This is a genomic window from Pseudomonas sp. Mb7 (genome assembly GCF_054790525.1).
The window spans coordinates 4,325,163-4,347,392 of sequence record NZ_CP186501.1 but is presented as its reverse complement, the minus strand read 5'-3'; the positions used below and the strand labels follow the sequence as shown (position 1 = coordinate 4,347,392).

Genomic DNA, 22,230 nt, shown 5'->3' with positions numbered 1-22,230 from the left:
CTCAGAGTCCCTCGAAATGCCGCAGGGCAATGGACTGTGCAGTGATTCTGGAATCAAGCAGGGTCGGGTCGTCAGCGTGAGTCAGCTTGCGATGCGCCGGCAGTTTCAGGTGGGCTCTTTCGAATTGGCGCAAGGGGCGGGTCGCCGAACGGTAATGGAAATGCACGTACCAGAGTAATTGCGCGGGCTCCTGTGTGAGGTTCCAGACCTCATATTCCTGCAGGTAGTTGGGCCGCCCCTGATGATCAGCCAGTTTTCGGATCGCAAGGGGTTTGCGGATCTCCACCGCGTTCTGTCCGATGAGGTCATCAAGCATGCCGTCGGTGGGCTTTTGACTGGTCATCGAGCGTTGGGTGCGCAAGGCACGACCTTCGACGATCAGCTCGGCGGCCTGATCGCGCAATTGCTGGATGATCGGCTGCTCTGCCGATTTGGCAGCGATACCGTCGGCACGGGTGGTGAGTTCACTCGCATGACTGTCCATCATGTGCTGCAGGTCGACGGGCAGCATGCCGCGATTGGCGTTGCTCTGCACCGTGGTGCGGTAAGTGGCCACGTTCTCCAGACGTTGCTGTGCCTCGGTTACCAGGGTGGCCAGACTCAGCTCGGCGGGGGAGGGAACTGCCAGGTTTTGCGGGTTGGTCAGGCGCACGACGCCATCGGCGCCATGTTCCCAGATTTCTTCATAGCCTCCAATCCCGGTACTTCTGTATTGACGGGCGTTGGTCAGGTTATCCCATTGCTCCACGCCATGGCGCAATTGGTTGTCATCAGTGATGAACACGCGCTGCAGGGGTCGCCCCGCGACCCTCGGTTCGGGTGGCCTGTTGATAGCGGCACGCGCTCGATCCGCCAGGCGATCAACGCCTTCCAGCAAGGGCTCGACTACGTCCAGATGAAAGAATTGCGGACAGCTGGCGGTCCATACCGCCATCTCGCGCCGATACTCGACGCAAGTGTCGACGCATTCCTGAAGAATGCGATTACGTTGGGCGGTCGTGTTCTGCATGTTCGGCAGGTCGTACTGGCGGTACAGATGCAGATCGATTCTATTGCGCAGGGGCTCTGCCATCGTCACAAAATAGCGCCACGAGGCATCGTAGGGGCTGCCGGCTTTTCTGACGATTTCCAGACGTTGGGAGGTTTTCAGGTACAGCAGGATGGCTTCACTGTGACGGCTGTTAGTGTTATCGACCAGCGCCGACATTTTCGGCCGGTCTTTTGCCAGCATGCGTTCAAACCAGTGATTGACCTGGTCCCTGAGTTCGCCCAACTGATCGAGCTGGTTGACGATCTCGACACGAAACCTGTGTATGTTTTCAATGTGTTTCAAACGTTCAGCCACAGCGTCACCTGGCAGCGCATTGTGTAGCTGCTTCAATCGGTCGATTGCTCGTGTCATGCCATGAATGTTATGCGACAGATGAAAGGCGCGCCGCTGGTAACGATCAGTCAACAGCCATGCGGTCTTGCTTTGCATTTTGGCGACAGCCCTGTGTTTTCTGCCTTGGGTCAGCGCAGTCAACTCGGTCAACGCCTCATAACGTTGCCTGGCCAGTTGGATATCGCCAATGCATGCGGCTTCGGCCGTTGGCAACATGGTCAGGCGTTGCGCTTCCGTGGCTTCGGCGTAGGCATTGATCACCTGGTCACTTTTCGCTCCCCTGAGTTGCAATTGGTCGCCCAAATTGCTAACGGTGGCGGCCAGTTGATGGTGGCGGCGGAAGTTTCGATCTACCAGCCAGCGCGGCAGGCGTTGCCGAATCACCGACGGCCAGTAAGGGTCGAGTGTATCGACCAGGCGCCCGCCGACATTGCCACCCCCCACCACGCCACCTTCAAGGGCTGTGCCATAGACGCCAAACCAGGTATCCCATTGCCCGCTTTCATCCAGTGCGATCGGCTGCTTGTAGGTTTTTCGCGAGTTGCCGGACAGACGCCAGCTGCGCGAATCCCGGCTCAGTTCCACTTGGTAGACGCGGCCCTGACGTTCGATGAAGTCGCCGTCGGCAAGCCGGTAGATCCCGCGGTAGAGGCCGTGGCTGGCCGGTTCTGTGCCGCCCAGGGAAATCGGTTTTTCATAGTCGTAATCCTTGAAGCGCGCCAGCACATGTCGTGCGTGGCGCTGCGACTTGACCTGCAGTGTCGCCACATCGCGCACCACCGCGTGCAGCTGACGCGCCCGAGTCAACGCGCGGGTCGTCCGGGAGAGCGTCGAGGCCGCGGCTTCACCCGGGAGCAGATCCATGAAGGCGTCGATCAGCGACAGCAGCATTGACTCGATTTCCACCAGACCGTCAGCCACGTCACCACGCAAGAACGCGGCGGCTGCCTGATTGGCAGCGGTCCAGGCCTGATAGAGGGCCAGCACACTGCCGACGAAGGGCACCATGCCCACGGCCATTTTGATGTAGTTGAAGGCGCGCGGGCCTTTCAGGGCGTAGCGCTCGAAGAACAGTTCATCGTTGGAGCGCGACGTGCCGCGATGGGCCTCGATCAAGCGTCCCATGTGCGCATCGAGCAGGTGTGCGGCCAGCGAGGTACTGGCCGGCCAGCGCACACCGACTTCGATGATCGCATCGAAGTTTTTTTCCACGGCCTGACCGATTCGGTTGACATGGGCCCTGACGTTACCTTGCAACGTTCTGTGCGCCAGGTACTCGATCCACTTGTCACTTGCGCACAAGGTGAACAGCCCTTTGCGCGCCGCTTCGAGCGTGTCGTAGCGGCGCAAGAACTGCCCGTCGTGGCTGTCCGGCAGGTACAGCAGGGTGACGCCGCTGATCTGCTCTTCGATGAAGCTGACGCCGGACAGGGTCACCGGGCCTTCGCCGGGGGTGTCCTTGCCGCCGACTTTCAGCGACACCGGCAACAGCACAAGACGCTTGCCGCTGGCTTGCCACGCTTGTGGGGTGTCGGCGTCGATGGCGATGTTCAGCAGTGCCGCTTCATCAGCGCTGAGGTGTTTTTGCAGGCGTGCATTTTCGCTCTGTATTTTCAGCATCAGGCGCCACGGCTCGATCAGGCTTTCCCGGCGATGTTGTTTGACGAATGCTGACTCGCTGGCGGCGCCCTGAAAGGCGTCACGGATCTTCTGCTCATAGACTTTGGGCAGGTCCAGGTCCGGCAGAACCTTGCGCAGATAGGTCAGGTTGATGCCGTTGAGCAGGCGCGTCCGATCCTTTTTATGCGTCGCGGTGATCTCCAGACGCAAGAAGATCAAGCGTTGTGACAGCGAGTCATTGAGCACCGATTGCACGTTATCGATATTGAGCTGGGCCAGGTCCTCCAGTGACATTTTGCTGCGTGCTTTGCTGGGCACAATGGTCGTGATCTTTCTGACGCCACCCGGCCCCGACTCCGGGACCTGTTCGGTTTTGGTCGAGTCGGGCAGTTCGACTTGTATGGAAAAGTCGCCCTCAAGGGAAAAGTCCCTGCGCAATCGGGCGTGCAGATGGCGGCGGGTGAAGTCATCACGAGGTTCCAGGGCGAGGGTCATGAGGGCGTGGCTTTGACGCATCGCCGCGACGTACGCCTCGATGTTCTGTTTCAGCGCGCTACGCTCGTTTTCCTTGAGTTTGACCAGCCAGCCCGGCAGGTTGCCGGCGAGGGTGCCGCTGCGTTGCTGTTCCTGCAGATGAGTGAAAGCCAGGTGTCTGGCGGCGTGCAGCGGAACCTGAAGATTGGCCAGGCAGCCCTGGCGCAGAACCTCCAGCGCGTCAGCCTGTTCGGGTTTGCCGCGCAGGGGTGTGGCTTTCGCTTCGAAGTCGCTCACCAGCGCGTTGAGGCAATAAAGCAACGGGTCGGTGGTGATCGGACTCAGTTGCAGGGCCAGGTCGTTGTCGTCGTCGAGAATCCTGAACACCTCGCGCGCCAGTGTCCGGCGATCGGCAAAGCGTTGCAGGCCACCGTTATTGCCCGGCCAGTAGAGCATCAGACTGGAAGTGTCCGAGAGTGCCGCCTGGCGTCCGATGACGAGTGCGCCCTTGAGCACTTCGCTTTGCGTTGTCGTGACCCCGTCCTTGGTTTCGCTCAGTGACAAGGTCAGGCTGGCCGCCGTGATATCCGTGTCACGCTCGGCCGCGACGGGGGGGGCCAGCACGGCCTTGAGCAGATCGTGTTCGGCGCTGTCAAGTTGGCCAAGGTTTGCTTGCAGTCTGCCTTCGGCATACAGGCCGTCCCGGTGTGCCTGACGCAGGGCACTGAGGGCGGTGTTGAAGGTATTCGCGTCGAGGGCCGTTTCGCGGTAAAGCAGGGTTGTGGCAGCGGTCGCGCCAGTTTGTTCGGCGGCTTCCAGCGCTTTGAGGGCGTCCTGGCATTCTCGGTATCGAGAGCCGTCGCTGTCATTGGCCTGCAAGCGCTCAAGCGCCTCGCGTTGGCGTTTGAGCGCCGCGTGGCGCACCGCCAGTGGAATCCCGGCGGACAGGCTGCCGAACAGCGGTGTTTCGTCGGTCTCGACATCGCTGGCGGAGTTGAGCGGTTTTGGCGGCGCCGCCACGATGATCGCACTGCTGCGCTGATGATCAATCAGGTCGACATGTACCAGTGAGCGCGCGCCATGCGCCCTGAGCCCGGGATGGCCTTTGTTGGTATTGCTCAAGGCGTCGAGCTGCGCGTGGTGACGGTCGGCGAACAGATCGCTGGCGCCAGTGACCATCGGGTCAAGCGCTGCGCTGTAGTCAACGCGAAGGATTTCCTTGGGCAGTCCGGTGGGGATCTGTACCTCGCTGGTCAGCCACGTCTGCATGTCTGCGCGGGTGGTGAAGGCCTGGATCGATATGGCGTTTCCGGGCAGATAAAGCAAAGGCGCCGCCGTGGCCAAATTGCCGACGCTGACGACCCATGCACCGGGGAGTTTGATTTTGCTGTCGTTGCTCAGCACCAGGGCCAACTTTTCCGTGTGCACAGGTTGACCCTCGATTGTCAGCGCGCCAGCACCTGAATCAATGATCAGTTGCAGCGTTTTGAGTTGTGCCGGGGTAATCGTCTGATGGGCGAGAGCCATGTGCGCAGTGGCTTCGAAATGCTCGCGGTAAAGCTGCGTGGCGCGGCTACGTCGCGACACCGGTGTGCGCGGCGCTCGCGCGTCCCAGAATTCTGCCCAGCGAATCTCGTGGCTTTTGCGTGGGTCGAGGGCTTTGAGTTTTTCCAGGAGCTGCAGGGGCTTCAGGGTGGCTAACAGATGGCCCGCGCGGATACCGGTGAGGACACAACGCTGATCCAGATCGGTTTCCAGTGTCGGGTGTTGAACGACAAAGGCACAGGCGTCGGTGAGGCTGACGATGTGCTCCGGCTGGTCAGCGGTGGCCGCAAAGCGCAGTCCGGTCTTTTCGCCGTCTAGTTGCAGTTGTTGGCGCAGCAATTCATTGACGCTGTCGCGCAGGGCCGGGCTGGCGGCAAACAAATCGCGCAAACCCTCGCTGCTGGCGCGCCAGCGTTGGCAAGCCTGCAGCAGGAGGCTGTCATCAATCGTTTTCGGCAGCTGTTCGACGGTCTCGGGCAACGGTGACGGTGCGGGGGAGCTCATCCAGAATAAGGCGCTCGAGCATGGTGGCGTGACTCGCATTGGCGGGGCGGGGAATCCGTCCCTGAGCGGGTCATTCAAGAGAAATCGCGCAAGGCGATGGCGGTACATAGATATTGTTTGCAACCACCGCCCATGACCATTCGGCACTCTTCATCAAACTGTCATCGAAGTGTGGCAGCGCGCTTGAACAAACTTCATCAGACTCGCGCTCTACTGGGGTTCTGCGTTTCGGTGTTTTTCATGGTCAAGGGTTTTGTATCGGTCGCGGTTGTTCTGGTCGCGATTTTTTTCGGATCGTCGTCTTGGGCGGCGGCGCGTTGCGACGTCAATGTGCCGACCGAGCACGTTGATCTGCAGCAGGTGAGCCTGGCTTACCAGAGCATTGGTCGCGCGTCGGATCCGGCGTTGTTGCTGGTCATGGGCTTGGGTGGACAGTTGATCCACTGGCCGGACGAAGTAGTGGTTGCGCTGTGTCAGCAGGGTTTTCGGGTGATTCGCTATGACAACCGCGACGTCGGTCTGTCGACCTGGCGGCAGGCGCCGGCTGACGCCAATCTGACCTTCGAAGTGCTGCGCTACAAGCTCGGTCTGCCGGTGGCAGCGCCTTACAGCCTGACCGACATGGCAGACGACGCGCTGGGCTTGATGGACGCGTTGCACGTCGAGCAATTCCACGTGCTGGGCGCGAGCATGGGCGGGATGATTGCCCAGCACATGGCGGCGATGGCACCGCAGCGGGTCGAGAGTCTGACATTGATCATGACCACCTCGGGCGCCGAAGGTCTGCCGGCACCCAGCGCGGCGCTGGTGCAGTTGTTGTCGCGTCGCGGCGCACCGAATCGACAGGTGGCGCTGGAACAGCAGGCTGATCTGCTGGCCGCGCTGGGCAGCCCGGCGGTCACCGATGATCGCCAGGTCTTGCTGCATCAGGCTGCGCTGTCGTATGACCGCGCGTTCAATCCCGAAGGCGTGAAGCGGCAGATCATGGCGATTCTTGCCGAGCCGAGCCGGGTGGCATTGCTCAATCAGTTGCGGGTACCGACGCTGGTGGTGCATGGCACGGCGGATCCGTTGTTGCCGGTGATGCACGGGGTTCATCTGGCGGCGCATATTCGCGGCAGCCAGTTGAAACTGATTCCGGGGTTGGCGCATCGCTTTCAAGAGGCGTTCAAGGAGCCGTTGCTGGCGGCGGTGCTGCCGTATTTGCAGGCGCATCGTGAAGACACTTCGCATTGGGCGCAGATTGAGCCGGTGGTGGGCGGGAATCTGCTGTAATCGAGGTATTTGTATCGCCTGAGCGGGCCTCTTCGCGAGCATGCTCGCTCCCATAGGGGAACGCATTCCAAGGGTGGGAGCGAGCCTGCTCGCGAAGGGGCCACTACGGTCACCAAAAAATCCGGAGCAGGTGTATCGTGCAAATTTTCCCGCACGATTTCCCCCCGCGAGGTGTGTGATGAGTTCTGCCTTGAAAATCGATTTTGTCAGCGACGTCTCCTGCCCCTGGTGTGTCATCGGTTTGCGTGGCCTGTTACAGGCACTGGAGATTCTGCGCAACGAAGTGCAGGCCGAGATCCGTTTCCAACCGTTCGAACTCAATCCGAAAATGGGCGCAGACGGGCAGAACATCGCTGAGCACATTCAAGAGAAGTACGGCTCGACCCCGGAGCAATCGCAGAAAAATCGCGAAGCCATTCGTGCCCGTGGCGCTGAACTCGGGTTTGCGTTTCGCACTGACGGCAACAGCCGTATCTACAACACTTTTGATGCGCACCGCTTGCTGCACTGGGCCGGGCTCGAAGGTGTGCAACTGTTGTTGAAAGAGGCGCTGTTCAAGGCGTATTTCAGCGATGGCGGCAATCCGTCGGATCATCGGCAACTGGTGCAGATTGCGGAAAGTGTCGGGCTCGATCGTCAGCGAGCCGAGGCGATTCTGGCGTCTGACGAGTTTGCCGATGAGGTGCGTGAAGAAGAGCAATTGTGGTTGCAGCGCGGGGTGAGTTCGGTGCCGACCGTAGTGTTCAACGGGCAATACGCGGTGACGGGTGGGCAACCGGTGGAGACGTTTGTCGGGGCGATCCGGCAGATCATGGCTGACGCCCGGGGTGGTGCCGTCAACTGAAAAGCTAAAAGCCCCTCACCCTAGCCCTCTCCCTGAGGGAGAGGGGACTGATTGGGGGATGCTGGAGTGATACGCCGACGTGAACGTGCTGTACCGAATCCATAATCGACTGGATCTTTCAGGTCGATGCAGCTTGCAAGACACCTCGGTCGGCCCCCTCTCCCGGAGGGAGAGGGCTGGGGTGAGGGTGGCTTTTGCACTTAGCCGTGCAGGCGCACCCACACAGTCACCAACACCGTGGCGGCCATCAACCAGGCCACCGCCGCCACCGCCAGCGATGCCTCCAGCCGCAGCCGATCCACCATCACATACAACGTCGCCAGATAGATGAAGTACGGAATGATCGACCACATGCCGAACACAATCGTGGTCTTCAAATCCTCAATTGAACGCCCCTTGCCGACGATGTAATGCGCAATCAGCGCAAACGTCGGAAACAGCGGCACCAATCCGGCGATGTAGTAGTTTTTGGTTTTCGACAGCGCCGCGATGATCAGTACTACCGCGGCGCCCAACAGGGCTTTGAAAAACAGATCCACATCGTTCTCGCTTAATGGCTCAGACCGTATTTTTTCACTTTGTCGAACAGCGTGGTCTTGGCCATGCCCAATTCCAGGCTGGCCTGAGTCAGGTTACCGCCGCTGCGTTGCAGGGCGTCGCTGAGCAGGTTGCGCTCGAAGGCTTCCACCGCTTCGGCAAACGCCAGGCCTTGGCCGCCAGCGCTGGTGCCGGACTTCTTGAACGCCGGCAAACCGAGGGCAAAACGTTCGGCGACGTTGCGCAATTCACGCACGTTGCCCGGCCAATCATGGCTCATCAGGTTCGACAGGGTCTGGTTGTCCAGCTCCGGCAGTGCGCGGTCGAAGCGCAGTGCTGATTGCTGGGTGAAGTGTTCGAACAGTTGCAGGATGTCTTCGCGGCGTTCGCGCAGTGGTGGCAGCTCCAGCGTTACCACGTTGAGGCGGTAGTACAAGTCGCTGCGGAACTCGCCGGCCTTGCTCGCTTCGTCGAGGTCGGATTTGGTTGCTGCGATCACCCGGCAATCCACGGCCACGCTCTGGTTCGAGCCGAGACGTTCGAGGGTGCGCTCCTGCAACACGCGCAGCAGTTTGATCTGCAATGGCAGCGGCATGCTTTCCACTTCGTCGAGGAACAGCGTGCCGCCGTCGGCGTGTTCGATCTTGCCGATACGGCGTTTGCCGGCACCGGTAAAGGCGTTGGCCTCGTGGCCGAAAATCTCGCTTTCGAAAAGGTTTTCCGGCAGACCGCCGCAGTTCAACGCGACGAATTGCTTGCTGTGGCGACGACTGAAATCGTGCAGGCAGCGGGCGACCAGTTCCTTACCGGTGCCGGTCTCGCCTTCGATCAGCACGTTGGCCGAAGTGTCGGCGACGTTGGCAATCAGTTCGCGCAGGTTCTGCATCGCCGGCGAGCGGCCAATGATCCGCCCTTCAAGGGAGTCGCGCTCGGCCAGTTGCCGGCGCAGCGATGAGACTTCGCGGGCGAGGCTGCGTTGCTCCAGTGCCCGCCGTGCGACGTCGACCAGGCGCTCCGGCGAGAACGGTTTTTCCATGAAGTCATAGGCGCCTTTCTGCATCGCGCCGACGGCCATGGAAATGTCGCCGTGGCCGGTGATCAACACCACCGGCAGGCTGCGATCACGTTGCTTGAGGCGGGTCAGCAGTTCGAGGCCATCGATGCCCGGCAGGCGAATGTCGCTGATGACGATGCCGGCAAAGTTGTCGCCGACGCGCTCCAGCGCTTCTTCTGCACTGCCGACGCCGACACAGGGAATGTCTTCGAGGGTCAGCGCCTGTTGGCAGCCGAGCAGCACATGGGGGTCGTCTTCGACGATCAGCACACTAAGGTCGTGGTTCATATTGGCTCGGCAGGAGTAGGGCTTACCAACGGTAAACTGAGGACGAAGGTGGTGCCACCGCTGGCCGGGTGTTCGACACCCAGATGCCCGCCGGTGGCGGCGGCGAGGCTGGCGGAAAGGGTCAGGCCAAGGCCCAGGCCTTGTTCGCCGGGTTTGGTGGTGAAGAACGGTTCGAACAGATGCTTGCGCGCTTCAGCGTCGATGCCGTGACCGTTGTCACGTACACGCAGGCGATATTTGGCGTTGAATTCTTCACCCTCCAGCCACAGCTCGGGCAGGGGTTGCGCCTGCATGGCGTCGAGGGCATTGCCGATCAGGTTGACCAGAATCTGTTCGAGGCGGGTCTGGTCGATCTGCACCTGGACATCGATGAACTGGCGGTGAATGTTGACCGCCGAACTCTCCAGGCGTGCACCGAGCAATTGCAGCGCGGCCTCCACGGCTTTGCCGAGGCTGGCCTGGCCCTGGTTGTCACCGCGCCGGGCGAACGAACGCAGGCTGGCGGTGATCCGGCCCATGCGGTCGATCAGCTCGTTGATGGTTTTCAGATTGGTGCTGGCGACATCCAGTTGGCCCCGTTCGAGGAAGCGCACGGTGTTGCCCGACAGCGTACGCATCGCCGCCAGCGGCTGATTCAATTCGTGAGCGATGCTGGTCGACATCTGACCGATGGCGGCGAGCTTGCCAGCCTGCACCAGTTCATCCTGCGCACGGCGCAACGTCTCTTCGGCCTGACGCCGTTCGCGGATCTGGCTCTTCAGGCGCTCGTTGCTGGCGCGCAGATCAGTGGTGCGTTCGGTAATCCGACGCTCCAGTTGATTGTTGGCTTCCTGCAAGGCTTCGCGGGCGGCGAGACGGGTGGCGATGACCTTGCGTCGCTCGTTCCAGGCGATCAACAGGAATGCCACCAGCGCAAACGCGACGGCGACCAGAATCCCTTGGTTGATGGCTTCGCGGCGCAGGTCCTGCAACGGCGTGAGCAGGGTGAAGTTCCACGGTGTGTCGCTCAGTGGCCGGGTCTGTGCCAGATAGCTGATGTCGTCATCGTCGGAGCGCACTTCGCTGTTGGCGGGGAAGGTCAGTTTTTCCACGCCTTCGGACAGGGTTTCCCGGGCCAGCGGTTGCAGTTCGTTGAGCGGGAACCAGTAGTACTGCAGGCTGCGGGCGAGTTTTTCTTTGATTTCGTCGGTGAGCGGGATCACTGACTTGAGGCGTCGAGCCGGATCGCTGGAGAGAATGATGATGCCGTTCTCATCGCTGACAAAGGCTTCTAGACGGGCGCGTTGCCAGCGTTCTTCCATGGCTTCCAGGCGCACTTTGACCACGGCGACGCCGATGATCTTGCCATGCTCTTCGAGGCCGTGGGCGAGGTAATAGCCGGGCTCACCGTTGGTGCTGCCGATGCCGTAGAAACGCCCCGACTCGCCGCGTACGGCTTTCTGGAAATAGGCGCGGAAGGACAGGTCTTCACCGAGATAACTGTCGACATCGCGCCAATTGCTGGTGGCCATGACACGGCCGGTGGTGTCCATCACGTAGATGGCCCGACTGCGACTGCGCCGGTTCAGGCCTTCAAGGTAATCGTTGACCGTTCGCCGGTGTTCCGGGGTCGGGTCGGCCAGCAACTGCGACACACTGGTTTCGAGTTCCAACAGGCTGGGCAGGTAGGTGTATTTGCTGATTTCGCTTTCGACGGCGCGGGCGTTCAGTTCGAGCTGACGCTGGCCGTTTTCGCCGAGGCTGCGAATGCCGAAATGCTCACTGGTCCAGAAGCCGGCGTAACCCAACCCGATCATCAGGACGATGACCAGTGGCGGCAGGAACAGATGACGAATCAGACGAGGCTTCACGGCAAGTGATGGCGGCGCGGCGCGATAGAGATTGGGGTCGCATTTCATCACAGTTGCCTTGGGTCAACCACCACACTTGTTGCAAGGGCAGCGCCGGCCCTTGTGGGAGCGAGCCTGCTCGCGAAAACGGACTGACATTCAACATCCAGGCTGAATGTAATGGCCTCTTCGCGAGCAGGCTCGCTCCCACAGGGATGGAGCAATGCCCCGGCAGGTGTGTTGCTTTTAGTGCTGCAGGATTTTCTCGAGGAAGTGCTGCGCGCGTTCGGAGCGGGCGCTGATGTCGCCGAAGAATTCCTCTTTCGGGCAGTCTTCGATGATCTTGCCGGCGTCCATGAAGATCACCCGGTCAGCCACTTTGCGCGCGAAGCCCATTTCGTGGGTCACGCACATCATGGTCATGCCTTCGTGGGCCAGTTGCACCATCACGTCGAGCACTTCGTTGACCATCTCCGGGTCGAGCGCCGAGGTCGGTTCGTCGAACAGCATGACGATCGGGTCCATCGCCAGCGCACGGGCAATCGCCACACGCTGTTGCTGACCACCGGACAGTTGCCCCGGATGCTTGTGGGCGTGAGCGGACAAGCCGACACGCTCGAGCAATTGCAGACCTTTCTTGGTCGCCTCTTCCTTGCTGCGGCCCAACACCTTGATTTGCGCGATGGTCAGGTTTTCGGTGATGGTCAGGTGCGGGAACAGTTCGAAATGCTGGAACACCATGCCCACGCGCGAGCGCAGTTTCGGCAGGTTGGTCTTCGAGTCGGCAATCGAGGTGCCGTCGACGACGATGTCGCCTTTCTGGAACGGCTCCAGCGCGTTGACGCATTTGATCAGGGTCGATTTGCCGGAACCCGACGGGCCGCAGACCACGATCACTTCGCCTTTTTTGACCTCGGTGCTGCAATCAGTCAGCACCTGGAAGTCCCCATACCACTTGTTGATGTTCTTGATAGAGATCATACGGCGAACCTTTTTTGCAGACGCTTGACCAGCAGCGAGGCGGAAAAGCTGATGATGAAGTAGACGACACCGGCGAAGATCAGGAACTCGTTGGATCGACCGATGATGTCGCCGCTGGAGCGGGCGGAGTTGAGGAAGTCCACCAGGCCCACGGTGTAGACCAGCGAGGTGTCCTGAAACAGGATGATCGACTGTTGCAGCAGCAACGGGGTCATCTTGCGGAAAGCCTGGGGCAGGATGATCAGACGCATGGTCTGGCCATAGGTCATGCCCATCGCTTGTGCGGCGGCCATCTGGCCTTTGGGGATCGACTGCACACCGGCGCGGACGATTTCGCAGAAGTACGCGGCTTCGAACATCATGAAGGCCACGACGCAGGAGGTGAACGCCCCGATTGGCGTGTCTTCACCGGTGATCCAGCGCAGTACGAACGGCACCGCCAGGTAGAACCAGGTGATCACCAGCAGCAGCGGGATCGAACGGAAGTAGTTCACATAAGCGCCGGCCACCCGCGACAGCAGTTTGCTCGACGACAGGCGCATCAGTGCGAGGATGGTCCCCAGCACGATGCCGCCGACCACGCCCATGACCATCAACTGCAAGGTCATGACCATGCCGTTCCACAGGCCCGGAATGGCGGGGATGATGCCGCTGAAATCGAAGTCCATTATTTACCCCCCACGGAGATCAGGCCGGGCACTGCGACTTTCTTCTCGACCATGCGCATCAGCAACATCAGGCTCATGTTCAGGGTGAAGTAGATCAGCGTGGCCAGGGTGAAGGCTTCAAACAGGTTGGCCGAGAATTCGGCGGTCTGTTTGGTTTGCGCCAGCAGTTCCATCAGGCCGATCAGGGACGCCACGGAGGAGTTCTTGAAGACGTTGAGGAATTCCGAGGTAAGCGGCGGAATGATGATCCGGTAGGCCTGGGGCAGCAGCACGTTCCAGTAGATCTGCGGCAGCTTGAATCCCATGGCGCGCGCGGCGGATTCCTGGCCGCGTGGCAGCGCCTGAATGCCAGTACGCACTTGCTCGCAGACACGGGCGGCGGTGAACAGGCCCAGGCACACGACAACGCTCAGGTAAGCCGAGGTGGTCGGGTTGAGGTCCTGTTTGTACCAGTCCTGCAGGTTTTGCGGCAGCAGGTCGGGCACCAGGAAGTACCAGATGAACAGTTGCACCAGCAGCGGCACGTTACGGAACAGCTCGACGTAGCAGGTCGCGATGCCCGATACGATGCGGTTTGGCACCGTGCGCATGACCCCCAGAATGGAGCCCAGCAGCAAGGCGATGATCCATGCCACGATGGCGATGGCAATGGTCCAGCCCAGGCCGGAGATGTACCAGTCGAGATAAGTCTCGCTGCCAACGCCGGTGGACTTGAAGAACACGCCCCAGTCCCAGTTGTAATTCATTAGGGTCTCCCCTCGAGATCGATCGATGTACAAGCACCCGCTTGGGGAAGATCCTTTCCCGCCTGACGTTGAACGTCAGGCACACGCGATCGGCTCGGAAACCGCCAGGTCGAGTGTTCCACAGTGAAGCCAGCAGGTAGTAACAAACGCCTGAGGGAGGGTCGCCCCCTCAGGAGACAAGGTTAGTCAGGAATCAGATTTTTACGTCAGGCGCCGGCTTGTCGCTCGGGTTGGCGATCAGATCTTTTACCTTGTCGCTCATCGGGAAGTTCAGGTTCAGGCCTTTTGGCGGGATCGGGCTCTCGAACCACTTGCTGTAGATCTTGTTGATCTCGCCGGACTTGTACAGGCCGACAATGGCGGCATCGACGGCTTTCTTGAAGGCCGGGTCGTCTTTACGAACCATGCACGCGTAGGCTTCGAAGGACTGCGGCGTACCGGTGATGATCCAGTCAGTCGGCTTCTTGGCCTTGGCTTCTTCGCCGGCCAGCAGGGCGTCGTCCATCATGAAGGCTACGGCGCGGCCGCTTTCCAGCATGTTGAAGGATTCGCCGTGGTCTTTGGCGGAGATGATGTTCATGCCCATCTGCTTGTCGGCGTTCATCGCTTTGATGATGCGCTCGGACGTGGTGCCGGCGGTGGTCACGACGTTTTTGCCTTTCAGGTCGGCAAAGTCAGCGTAGGACGGCTTGCCATCCTTGTCTTTCTTGACCAGCAGACGGGTGCCGATTTCGAAGATGTTGACGGTGAAGTCGACTTGCTGGGCGCGTTCGGCGTTGTTGGTGGTGGAGCCGCACTCGATATCCGCGGTACCGTTCTGGATCAGCGGGATACGGGTTTGCGAGGTTACCAGGTTGTATTTGACCTGCAGGTCTGGCTTGTTCAGGTCTTTTTTCAGGGCTTCAACGATGGCCACTTGAATGTCGTGGGAGTAGCCCACTGGTTTGCCGGAAGCATCCGCGATGTAGGAAAACGGAATGGAGCTGTCGCGGTGAGCGAGCGTGATGGTGCCCGAATCGTTGATTTTCTTCAGGGTGCCGGTGAGTTCGGCGGCGAAAACTGGCGTGCTGATCAGAGCGGCCGCAATGGCTGCGCCCAGGATATGGGGAACGATGCGCATCAAATTTTCCTCGAATTGTTTTTTTTATGGAGCCAGTTCGTCGGCCCTTTTGTGCTTCGAATGCCTGACGGCTCCTGAAGTGTTGGCACAACAAGCATTCGTCGAGAGAGTGTAGAGCATGACTCGTGCCAGACCAGGGAGATGTACTTAACTTTATGATTTATAACGTTATTAAAGTTTTGTGATGGTTTGTTTTGGCGTAACTGATCCGGTTTACCGAATCGACCGGGAAGTCGCGTTCGGAAAACCGAACGATCAAAAGCCCCTCACCCTAGCCCTCCCGAAACGTCGGACCGCCCAGAGGGAGAGGGGACTGAACGCGGCGACTGGGCGAGATGCACCGATTTGAGATACCGAGTCGAACTCAGAATTTGAACCTCATGAAGATCGGCTCCCTTCCCCCTCTACCCCCTGGGGGAGAGGGCTGGGGTGAGGGGGGAACGATCAAACTGACACAATCAAATTTTGCAGAGCCCACAAAACAAAAAGCCCCTGAATCTCTCAATTCAGGGGCTTTCGTTTAAAGCGATGTTCACATCACGCCGCTTCAATCTTGCTACGGTTCTGCTCGACCTTGCCCAGGTACGCCGCCAGTTTCTCCTGCTCGGCCGGAGTGGTGAACAGGCCCAGCTTGCTGCGGCGCCACAGAATGTCGTGGGCCGTGGTTGCCCACTCTTCGCTGCACAGGTAATCGACTTCGCGGGTGTAGAGCCCGCCGCCGATGTGTTCGCCCATGTCCGCGAGGCTTTCCACACCTTCAAGCATGCGCCAGGTCCGGCTGCCGTAGGTGGTGGCCCAGCGGCGGGCGATCTCGGTCGGTACGAAGTCGAACTTGTCGCGGATCTGCGCGCACAAGGCTTGCGGGGTGGTCATGTCCTCGCCGCCAGGCAGGGTAGCGGTGGCGGTCCAGCTCGGGCGCATCTGGGTGAAGAACGGCATCAACTGCGCCATCGCCGATTCGGCGAGCTTGCGGTAGGTGGTCAGCTTGCCGCCGAACACCGACAACAGCGGTGCCTCTTCAGTGCTGCCCGACAAGGCCAGGGTGTAATCACGGGTGACGGCCGACGGGTTGTCGGATTCGTCGTTGCACAGTGGGCGTACGCCCGAGTAGCTGTGCTGGATGTCGTCACGGCTGATCTGCTGCTTGAAGTGGGCGTTGACCACTTTCAACAGGTAGTCGGTTTCGGCGTCGGTGATTGCCACTTTCGCCGGATCACCGGTGTACTCACGATCGGTGGTGCCGATCAGGGTGAAGTGGTTCAGGTACGGAATGGTGAAGACGATGCGCTGATCTTCGTTTTGCAGAATGTGCGCGTGATCGCCTTCATACAACTTCGGCACGATGATGTGGCTGCCCTGGATCAAACGGATGCCGTAAGGCGATTCCATCTTCAGGTCGTCACGAATGAACTTGGCAACCCACGGGCCGGCGGCGTTCACCAGCGCTTTGGCGGTGATTGAAAACAGGCTGCCGTCGGCTCGTTCCAGATGCAGGTGCCACAGGCCTTTGGTGCGACGGGCGCTGACGCACCGGGTCTGAGTGTGCACGTGGGCACCTTTTTCGCGGGCGGCCATGGCGTTGAGTACCACGAGGCGGGCGTCGTCGACCCAGCAGTCGGAGTATTCGAAGCCTTTCTTGATTTCGCTTTTCAGTGCGCTGTCGGCACCAAACTTGAGGCTTTTCGAACCTGGCAGTTTTTCGCGCTTGCCGAGGTTGTCATAGAGGAACAGGCCAGCGCGGATCATCCATGCCGGGCGCAGGTGTGGACGGTGCGGCAACACGAAGCGCATCGGTTTGACGATATGCGGCGCCTTGGCCAGCAACACTTCGCGCTCAGCCAGCGCTTCACGTACCAGACGAAATTCGTAATGTTCGAGGTAGCGCAGGCCGCCGTGGATCAGCTTGCTGCTGGCCGACGAGGTGTGGCTGGCCAGATCGTCTTTTTCGCAAAGGAACACCGAAAGCCCGCGACCGGCGGCATCCGCTGCGATCCCCACGCCATTGATCCCGCCGCCAATGACAGCGATGTCGTAGATCTCGGAGAGAGGGGGCGTACGCAAGGTAGAGGTGGACATCGGCTGGCCTCGGGTTCTTTTGATTTTCTATATTGGAAATCGAACATGAATGTTCATTTGCGAAAATGGTAGCCCATAAACACGCGCACAGCCAGTCACGTTCGATTGAAAAAACTCATCGAAGGGCGGGTAAAAGAAAATATTCGAACATTTACGGGCGGATCGTTCCCATGCGCAGCAAAGGAATGCATCCATCGACGCTCTGCGTCGGCTTTGAGGTGGGACGCAGAGCGTCCCGGGCTGCATTCCCACGCGGAGCGTGGGAACAAGTAACTAGACGACTTCCAGGCGAATCTTGTGCTGACTCAACAACTGCGCCAGCGCTGGCACCGGTTGCTGATCCGTTACCAGGCAATCGATCAGGCTGATCGGCCCCAGGCGAATCATCGCATTACGCCCGAATTTGCTGGAGTCCGCCGCCAGAATCACCTGCCGCGCATTGGCAATGATCGCCTGCGACACCCGCACTTCCTGATAATCGAAATCCAGCAAGCTACCGTCTTCATCAATACCGCTGATCCCGACCAGGGCGAAATCAACTTTGAACTGATTAATGAAATCCACGCTCGCCTGACCGACCACGCCGCCATCACGGCGCACATTGCCGCCGGTCAGCAGCACATCGAAATCATCCTTGGCACTGAGCATCGACGCCACATGCAGGTTGTTGGTGATGATCTTCAGATGATTGTGGTTGAGCAGGGCGCGGGCAATCGATTCGGTGGTGGTGCCGATATTGATGAACAGCGAGGCGTGATCGGGGATCTGGGCGGCGATGGCTTCACCGATGCGTTGTTTTTCATCGCGCATCTGGTCGGCGCGCATTGCATAGGCAGTGTTTTCGACGCTGGAATCGTAGGCTGCACCGCCATGGTAGCGACGCAACAGATTGGCTTCCGCGAGCTGATTGATGTCGCGGCGGATGGTTTGCGGGGTAACAACGAACAGCGTGGCCATTTCCTCGATGCTCACATAGCCGCGTTCGCGGACCAGCTCGAGGATTTGCTGCTGACGGGGAGGCAGATTCATGGGGCTTCCTTTGGGCTGCCGTGCAAAATTTGCCCATGATGCCGCAGGAATCCGCTCCCGACCAGTTAGATGCCTATCTAGATCTGAAGGTTGGCTTATTCAGCGTCTTCACGCGCCCAGTCACGGGTGCGGCTGACGGCTTTTTTCCAGCCTTTGTACAGCTTCTCTTTCTCGGTTTCGTCCAGGCTCGGTTCAAACTCACGCTCGATCACCGCTTTACCGCGTAGTTCGTCCAGGCTGCCCCAGAAACCGCACGCCAGACCGGCCAGATACGCGGCGCCAAGTGCCGTGGTTTCGCGCATTTGCGGACGCTCGACCTGCGTGCCGAGGATGTCGGCCTGGAACTGCATGAGGAAGTTGTTCGCCACCGCGCCGCCGTCCACGCGCAGGGCTTTGAGGCGTTCGCCGGAGTCTTGCTGCATGGCGTCGAGCACGTCGCGAGTCTGGTAAGCGATCGACTCCAGTGCGGCGCGGATGATGTGATCCACGCGCACGCCGCGAGTCAGGCCGAACAGCGCGCCACGGGCATACGGGTCCCAGTACGGCGCGCCCAGACCGGTGAAGGCTGGCACCAGGTACACGCCGTTGCTGTCCTTCACTTTATTGGCGAAGTATTCGGTGTCGTGGGCGTCGTTGATGATTTTCAGTTCATCGCGCAGCCACTGCACGGTCGAACCGCCGTTGAACACCGCGCCTTCCAGTGCGTAAGCGACTTCGCCACGCGGGCCGCAAGCGATGGTGGTGAGCATGCCGTGTTGGGATTTCACCGCTTTGTCGCCAGTGTTCATCAGCAGGAAGCAGCCGGTGCCGTAGGTGTTTTTCGCCTGACCCGGCTCCACGCACATCTGGCCGAACAATGCGGCTTGCTGGTCACCGGCGATACCGCCGATGGCAATGCCGCTCTTGGTACGACCGTAGATTTCCGAAGACGCCTTCACTTCCGGAAGCATCTCGCGCGGGATGTCGAGGATTTCCAGCATCTTCGAATCCCATTCCAGCGAATGGATATTGAAGAGCATGGTGCGCGAGGCGTTGGTGTAGTCGGTGACGTGCACCTTGCCGCCGGTGAATTTCCAGATCAGCCAGCTATCGACGGTGCCGAACAGCAGTTCGCCGTTGCGCGCTCGTTCGCGGCTGCCTTCGACGTTGTCGAGGATCCACTTCAGTTTGGTGCCGGAGAAGTACGGGTCGGTGACCAGACCGGTGTTGTCGCGGATGTAGTCTTCGTGGCCATCGCGCTTGAGCTGCTGGCAGATCTCGGTGCTGCGGCGGCACTGCCAGACGATGGCGTTGTACACCGGGCGGCCGGTGGTCTTGTCCCAGACCACGGTGGTTTCACGCTGGTTGGTGATGCCGATGGCAGCCACCTGATCGTGATGCAGCCCAGCCTGGGCCAGCGCTTCAACCATCACCGCGCTCTGGGTGGCGAAGATTTCCATCGGGTCGTGTTCAACCCAACCGGCTTGCGGGTAATGCTGGGCGAATTCGCGCTGCGCGGTGCAGACCACGTTCGCGTCGCGGTCGAAAATGATCGCGCGGGAGCTGGTCGTACCCTGATCGAGGGCAATGATGTAGTTCTTATTCTCAATGTCGGTCATGTCGATTGCCTTGGACGAAATAAGGGAGAGTGGGCCGTGGCGCAGGCTCTATAGGGCAGGAGCCGGTGCCGACTGTTTCAAGAAGTTCTTGGTTTGCCGTCAATGGCCGGTTCTGCATCCTTTGTAGCAGGTGTGGCGCCGGTCAGGTGACGGGCGATGAGCCCGCGATACCCGGCAGCGCCGAGGCAGGCACCGACAATCGGTGCAAAAATCGGAATCAGGAAATACGGAATATCACGGCCGCCAGTGAAGGAAATTTCACCCCAGCCGGCGAAGAAAGTCATCAGTTTCGGACCGAAGTCACGCGCCGGGTTCATGGCGAAACCGGTCAACGGCCCCATCGAACTGCCGATCACCGCGATCAGCAAGCCGATCAGCAGCGGTGCCAGCGGGCCTTTCGGCAGGCCGTTGTTGTCATCGGTCAGGGACATGATCACGCCCATCAGGATCGCGGTGATGATCATCTCGACCAGGAATGCCTGGGCGGTGGACAGCACCGGGTTCGGGAAGGTCGAAAACACCGAGGCCAATTCAAGGCTGGCGGCCGAGCCGCGGACCATTTGGTGAGTTTGTTCGTAATCGAAGAAAAGATTGCTGTACAGCGTGTAAACCAGCAGCGCGCCGCAGAAGGCGCCGGCGATCTGGGCAAGAATATAGAACGGCAGTTTGCGCTTTTCAAAGTCGGCGAAGATCGCCAGGGCGATGCTCACGGCCGGGTTCAGGTGCGCGCCGGAAACTCCGGCGGTGAGGTAGATCGCCATGCTCACGCCGACGCCCCAGATGATGCTGATTTCCCACAGGCCGAAGCTGGCACCCGCGACTTTGAGCGCGGCGACACAGCCGGTGCCGAAAAAGATCAGAAGAGCAGTACCCAGAAACTCGGCCATGCATTGGCTTGAGAGCGTTGGTTGCTGTAAAGCAGTTGTCATTGAAAACCTCGTTTTTGTTGTTGTCTGGCGCGTTTGCCAACAGGGCAAGGCGCGATTTTCCCCGAGTAGGAATCCCCATTCCGTTCCCGGTTTACTGCTGGGTGTCGCTGTGACGACAATTCTTACATTATTCAGATTCGAAAAAATATAGACAAGAAACAAACCTGTCAAAGGTCGAAAGTGAACCATTGGTCACAATAAAACTATTCGCTGGGTGAATGATCCTTTGTGGCCTAGGTGCGACAACGTGCGCTGAATGTCTGCGAGCCGCGGGAATCGTGGCTTGGGATAGAGCCTTTTGGAGGCTGATCACCTAGAATCCGGCGGAGGTTTTTTTTGCCATTGCCGAACCTGGAGCTGCCATGACCCCTGCGTTGGACTTGTTGAAAAAAGTTCGTGCCGAACATCGCGTGCACAGTTACGAACATGACCCGAAGGCCGCGTCCTATGGCCTTGAGGCCGCAGAGAAGCTGGCACTTGAACCGGCACAGGTGTTTAAAACCCTGCTCGCGGCCAGTGAAAAAGGCGAGTTGCTGGTGGCGGTGGTGCCGGTCGTCGGAAGCCTCGACCTCAAAGGTCTGGCCCATGCCGCTGGCGTAAAAAAAGTCGAGATGGCTGACCCGGCAGCCGCTCAGCGCTCCACCGGTTATCTGTTGGGCGGCATCAGCCCGTTGGGGCAGAAGAAGCGCCTGCGTACCTTTATCGACAACTCGGCTCAGGGTTTTGCGACTATTTATGTCAGCGCCGGTCGGCGTGGTCTGGAAGTGGAACTGGCGCCCGCGGTGCTCGCCGAACACACCCAGGCCAAATTTGCCGACATCGGCCGTCCTTAGTCATTAATGCTGTATGTAAAAAATTGACTGGTTCTGTCACTGGCGCTGATCACGGCGTGGCTGCATCCTCCGCCGACTGACCCAGGGAGAAAGTTATGCAGCTCGAGTTTCATCAGGTCGACGCGTTCAGTGATCGGCCGTTCAGTGGTAATCCGGCGATGGTTTATCGGCTGGAGACGTGGCTCGCGGATGAGTTGATGCAGAAGATCGCCGCCGAACACAATCTGGCGGAAACTGCGTTTCTGGTGCGCGAAGGTCAGGCCTGGCATATCCGCTGGTTTACCCCGACCACTGAAGTGCCGTTGTGCGGGCACGCCACGTTGGCCAGTGCTTATGTGCTGTTCGAGATCTACCAGGAAAGCGCCGAGCGTATCGACTTTACCTGTAAATCCGGTCCGCTGAGCGTCACGCGGGAAGGTGATCGGTTGTGGCTGGATTTCCCGTCGATCATGCCGTCTGAGATTGGTGTGACTGTCGACGTTGAGCGGGCGCTGGGGGGCGAAGCGGTGGATGTGCTCGGCTCCAACGAACTGTTTGTGGTGCTGGAGTCGGAGCAGGCGGTGCTCGATTGCAAACCGGACATGGTCGCGCTGGCCAAATTGCCGTGGCTGGGCGCTATCGTCACGGCGCGGGGTAATCAACACGATTTCGTCTCGCGCTATTTTGCACCGGCGATCGGCATCAATGAGGACCCGGTGACCGGTTCGACGCATTGCAGCCTGATTCCGTATTGGTCCAAGCGTCTGGGCAAGTCGAGCCTGACCGCGTATCAGCGATCGGCGCGGGGTGGGGAGTTGTTTTGTCGGCTGGAGGGTGAGCGAGTGAAGATTGGCGGCAATGCGACGCTGGTTGCGAGCGGCACCCTGATCCTCGGTTAAAAGCTAAAAGATCGCAGC

16 protein-coding genes are annotated in these 22,230 nt (G+C 59.7%); 4 read left to right on the top strand and 12 right to left on the bottom strand.

Annotated features, from left to right (window positions below):
* Window position 1 precedes the first annotated feature (1 nt).
* A complete protein-coding gene (locus ACOYXH_RS19545) occupies window positions 2-5,527 on the bottom strand; it encodes a dermonecrotic toxin domain-containing protein (protein ID WP_460409891.1) in 5,526 nt (1,841 codons plus the stop codon).
* A 240-nt stretch (window positions 5,528-5,767) separates the two neighbouring features.
* On the opposite strand from ACOYXH_RS19545, the gene ACOYXH_RS19540 reads away from it, so the two are divergent.
* Together ACOYXH_RS19540 and ACOYXH_RS19535 are read left to right on the top strand one after the other, a co-directional pair.
* A complete protein-coding gene (locus tag ACOYXH_RS19540; RefSeq protein WP_320414542.1) occupies window positions 5,768-6,802 on the top strand; it encodes an alpha/beta fold hydrolase in 1,035 nt (344 codons plus the stop codon).
* Window positions 6,803-6,980: 178 nt separating this feature from the next.
* Window positions 6,981-7,646, top strand: a complete 666-nt coding sequence (locus ACOYXH_RS19535) for a DsbA family oxidoreductase (protein ID WP_220556933.1) — start codon at window positions 6,981-6,983, stop codon at window positions 7,644-7,646.
* Window positions 7,647-7,846: 200 nt separating this feature from the next.
* Here the strand turns inward: ACOYXH_RS19535 and ACOYXH_RS19530 are convergent, their stop codons facing one another.
* The 11 genes from ACOYXH_RS19530 to ACOYXH_RS19480 form a co-directional block, all read right to left on the bottom strand.
* Window positions 7,847-8,185, bottom strand: coding sequence for a GlpM family protein (locus tag ACOYXH_RS19530; protein WP_095125874.1), 339 nt, complete (start codon window positions 8,183-8,185; stop codon window positions 7,847-7,849).
* An 11-nt stretch (window positions 8,186-8,196) separates the two neighbouring features.
* Complete coding sequence (gene aauR / locus ACOYXH_RS19525; protein WP_095048298.1) at window positions 8,197-9,525, bottom strand: two-component response regulator AauR; 1,329 nt, start codon at window positions 9,523-9,525, stop codon at window positions 8,197-8,199.
* Window positions 9,522-11,423, bottom strand: coding sequence for a two-component sensor histidine kinase AauS (aauS, locus tag ACOYXH_RS19520; RefSeq protein ID WP_095048297.1), 1,902 nt, complete (start codon window positions 11,421-11,423; stop codon window positions 9,522-9,524). The genes aauR and aauS overlap by 4 nt, the downstream gene beginning before the upstream one ends.
* A gap of 177 nt (window positions 11,424-11,600) precedes the next feature.
* The gene (locus tag ACOYXH_RS19515) at window positions 11,601-12,335 is read right to left on the bottom strand and encodes an amino acid ABC transporter ATP-binding protein (protein ID WP_007963947.1); all 735 of its coding nucleotides are present in this window, start codon (window positions 12,333-12,335) and stop codon (window positions 11,601-11,603) included.
* Window positions 12,332-13,003 carry an amino acid ABC transporter permease gene (locus ACOYXH_RS19510; RefSeq protein WP_003227756.1) on the bottom strand — a complete coding sequence of 224 codons (672 nt, stop codon included), beginning with the start codon at window positions 13,001-13,003 and terminating at the stop codon, window positions 12,332-12,334. Before ACOYXH_RS19510 ends, ACOYXH_RS19515 begins: the two co-directional genes overlap by 4 nt.
* The gene (locus ACOYXH_RS19505) at window positions 13,003-13,749 is read right to left on the bottom strand and encodes an amino acid ABC transporter permease (RefSeq protein WP_095048296.1); all 747 of its coding nucleotides are present in this window, start codon (window positions 13,747-13,749) and stop codon (window positions 13,003-13,005) included. The genes ACOYXH_RS19510 and ACOYXH_RS19505 overlap by 1 nt, the downstream gene beginning before the upstream one ends.
* A gap of 193 nt (window positions 13,750-13,942) precedes the next feature.
* On the bottom strand, window positions 13,943-14,869 hold the full coding sequence (locus ACOYXH_RS19500) for a glutamate/aspartate ABC transporter substrate-binding protein (protein WP_095048295.1): 927 nt from the start codon (window positions 14,867-14,869) through the stop codon (window positions 13,943-13,945).
* A 537-nt stretch (window positions 14,870-15,406) separates the two neighbouring features.
* Window positions 15,407-16,945 carry a glycerol-3-phosphate dehydrogenase gene (gene glpD, locus ACOYXH_RS19495; RefSeq protein ID WP_095048294.1) on the bottom strand — a complete coding sequence of 513 codons (1,539 nt, stop codon included), beginning with the start codon at window positions 16,943-16,945 and terminating at the stop codon, window positions 15,407-15,409.
* A 273-nt stretch (window positions 16,946-17,218) separates the two neighbouring features.
* Entirely contained in the window at window positions 17,219-17,974 is a 756-nt protein-coding gene (locus tag ACOYXH_RS19490) for a DeoR/GlpR family transcriptional regulator (protein ID WP_007916700.1), read from the bottom strand.
* A gap of 95 nt (window positions 17,975-18,069) precedes the next feature.
* Entirely contained in the window at window positions 18,070-19,572 is a 1,503-nt protein-coding gene (glpK, locus tag ACOYXH_RS19485; protein WP_449123296.1) for a glycerol kinase GlpK, read from the bottom strand.
* A gap of 77 nt (window positions 19,573-19,649) precedes the next feature.
* Window positions 19,650-20,501, bottom strand: a complete 852-nt coding sequence (locus ACOYXH_RS19480; RefSeq protein WP_016986645.1) for an MIP/aquaporin family protein — start codon at window positions 20,499-20,501, stop codon at window positions 19,650-19,652.
* A 362-nt stretch (window positions 20,502-20,863) separates the two neighbouring features.
* Here ACOYXH_RS19480 and ybaK point away from each other — a divergent pair, with 362 nt between their 5' ends.
* Window positions 20,864-21,334 carry a Cys-tRNA(Pro) deacylase gene (gene ybaK / locus ACOYXH_RS19475; protein ID WP_090285884.1) on the top strand — a complete coding sequence of 157 codons (471 nt, stop codon included), beginning with the start codon at window positions 20,864-20,866 and terminating at the stop codon, window positions 21,332-21,334.
* Window positions 21,335-21,429: 95 nt separating this feature from the next.
* Window positions 21,430-22,212 (top strand): PhzF family phenazine biosynthesis protein, encoded by a 783-nt coding sequence (locus ACOYXH_RS19470; protein ID WP_460409890.1) that lies wholly within the window; start codon window positions 21,430-21,432, stop codon window positions 22,210-22,212.
* Window positions 22,213-22,230 lie beyond the last annotated feature (18 nt).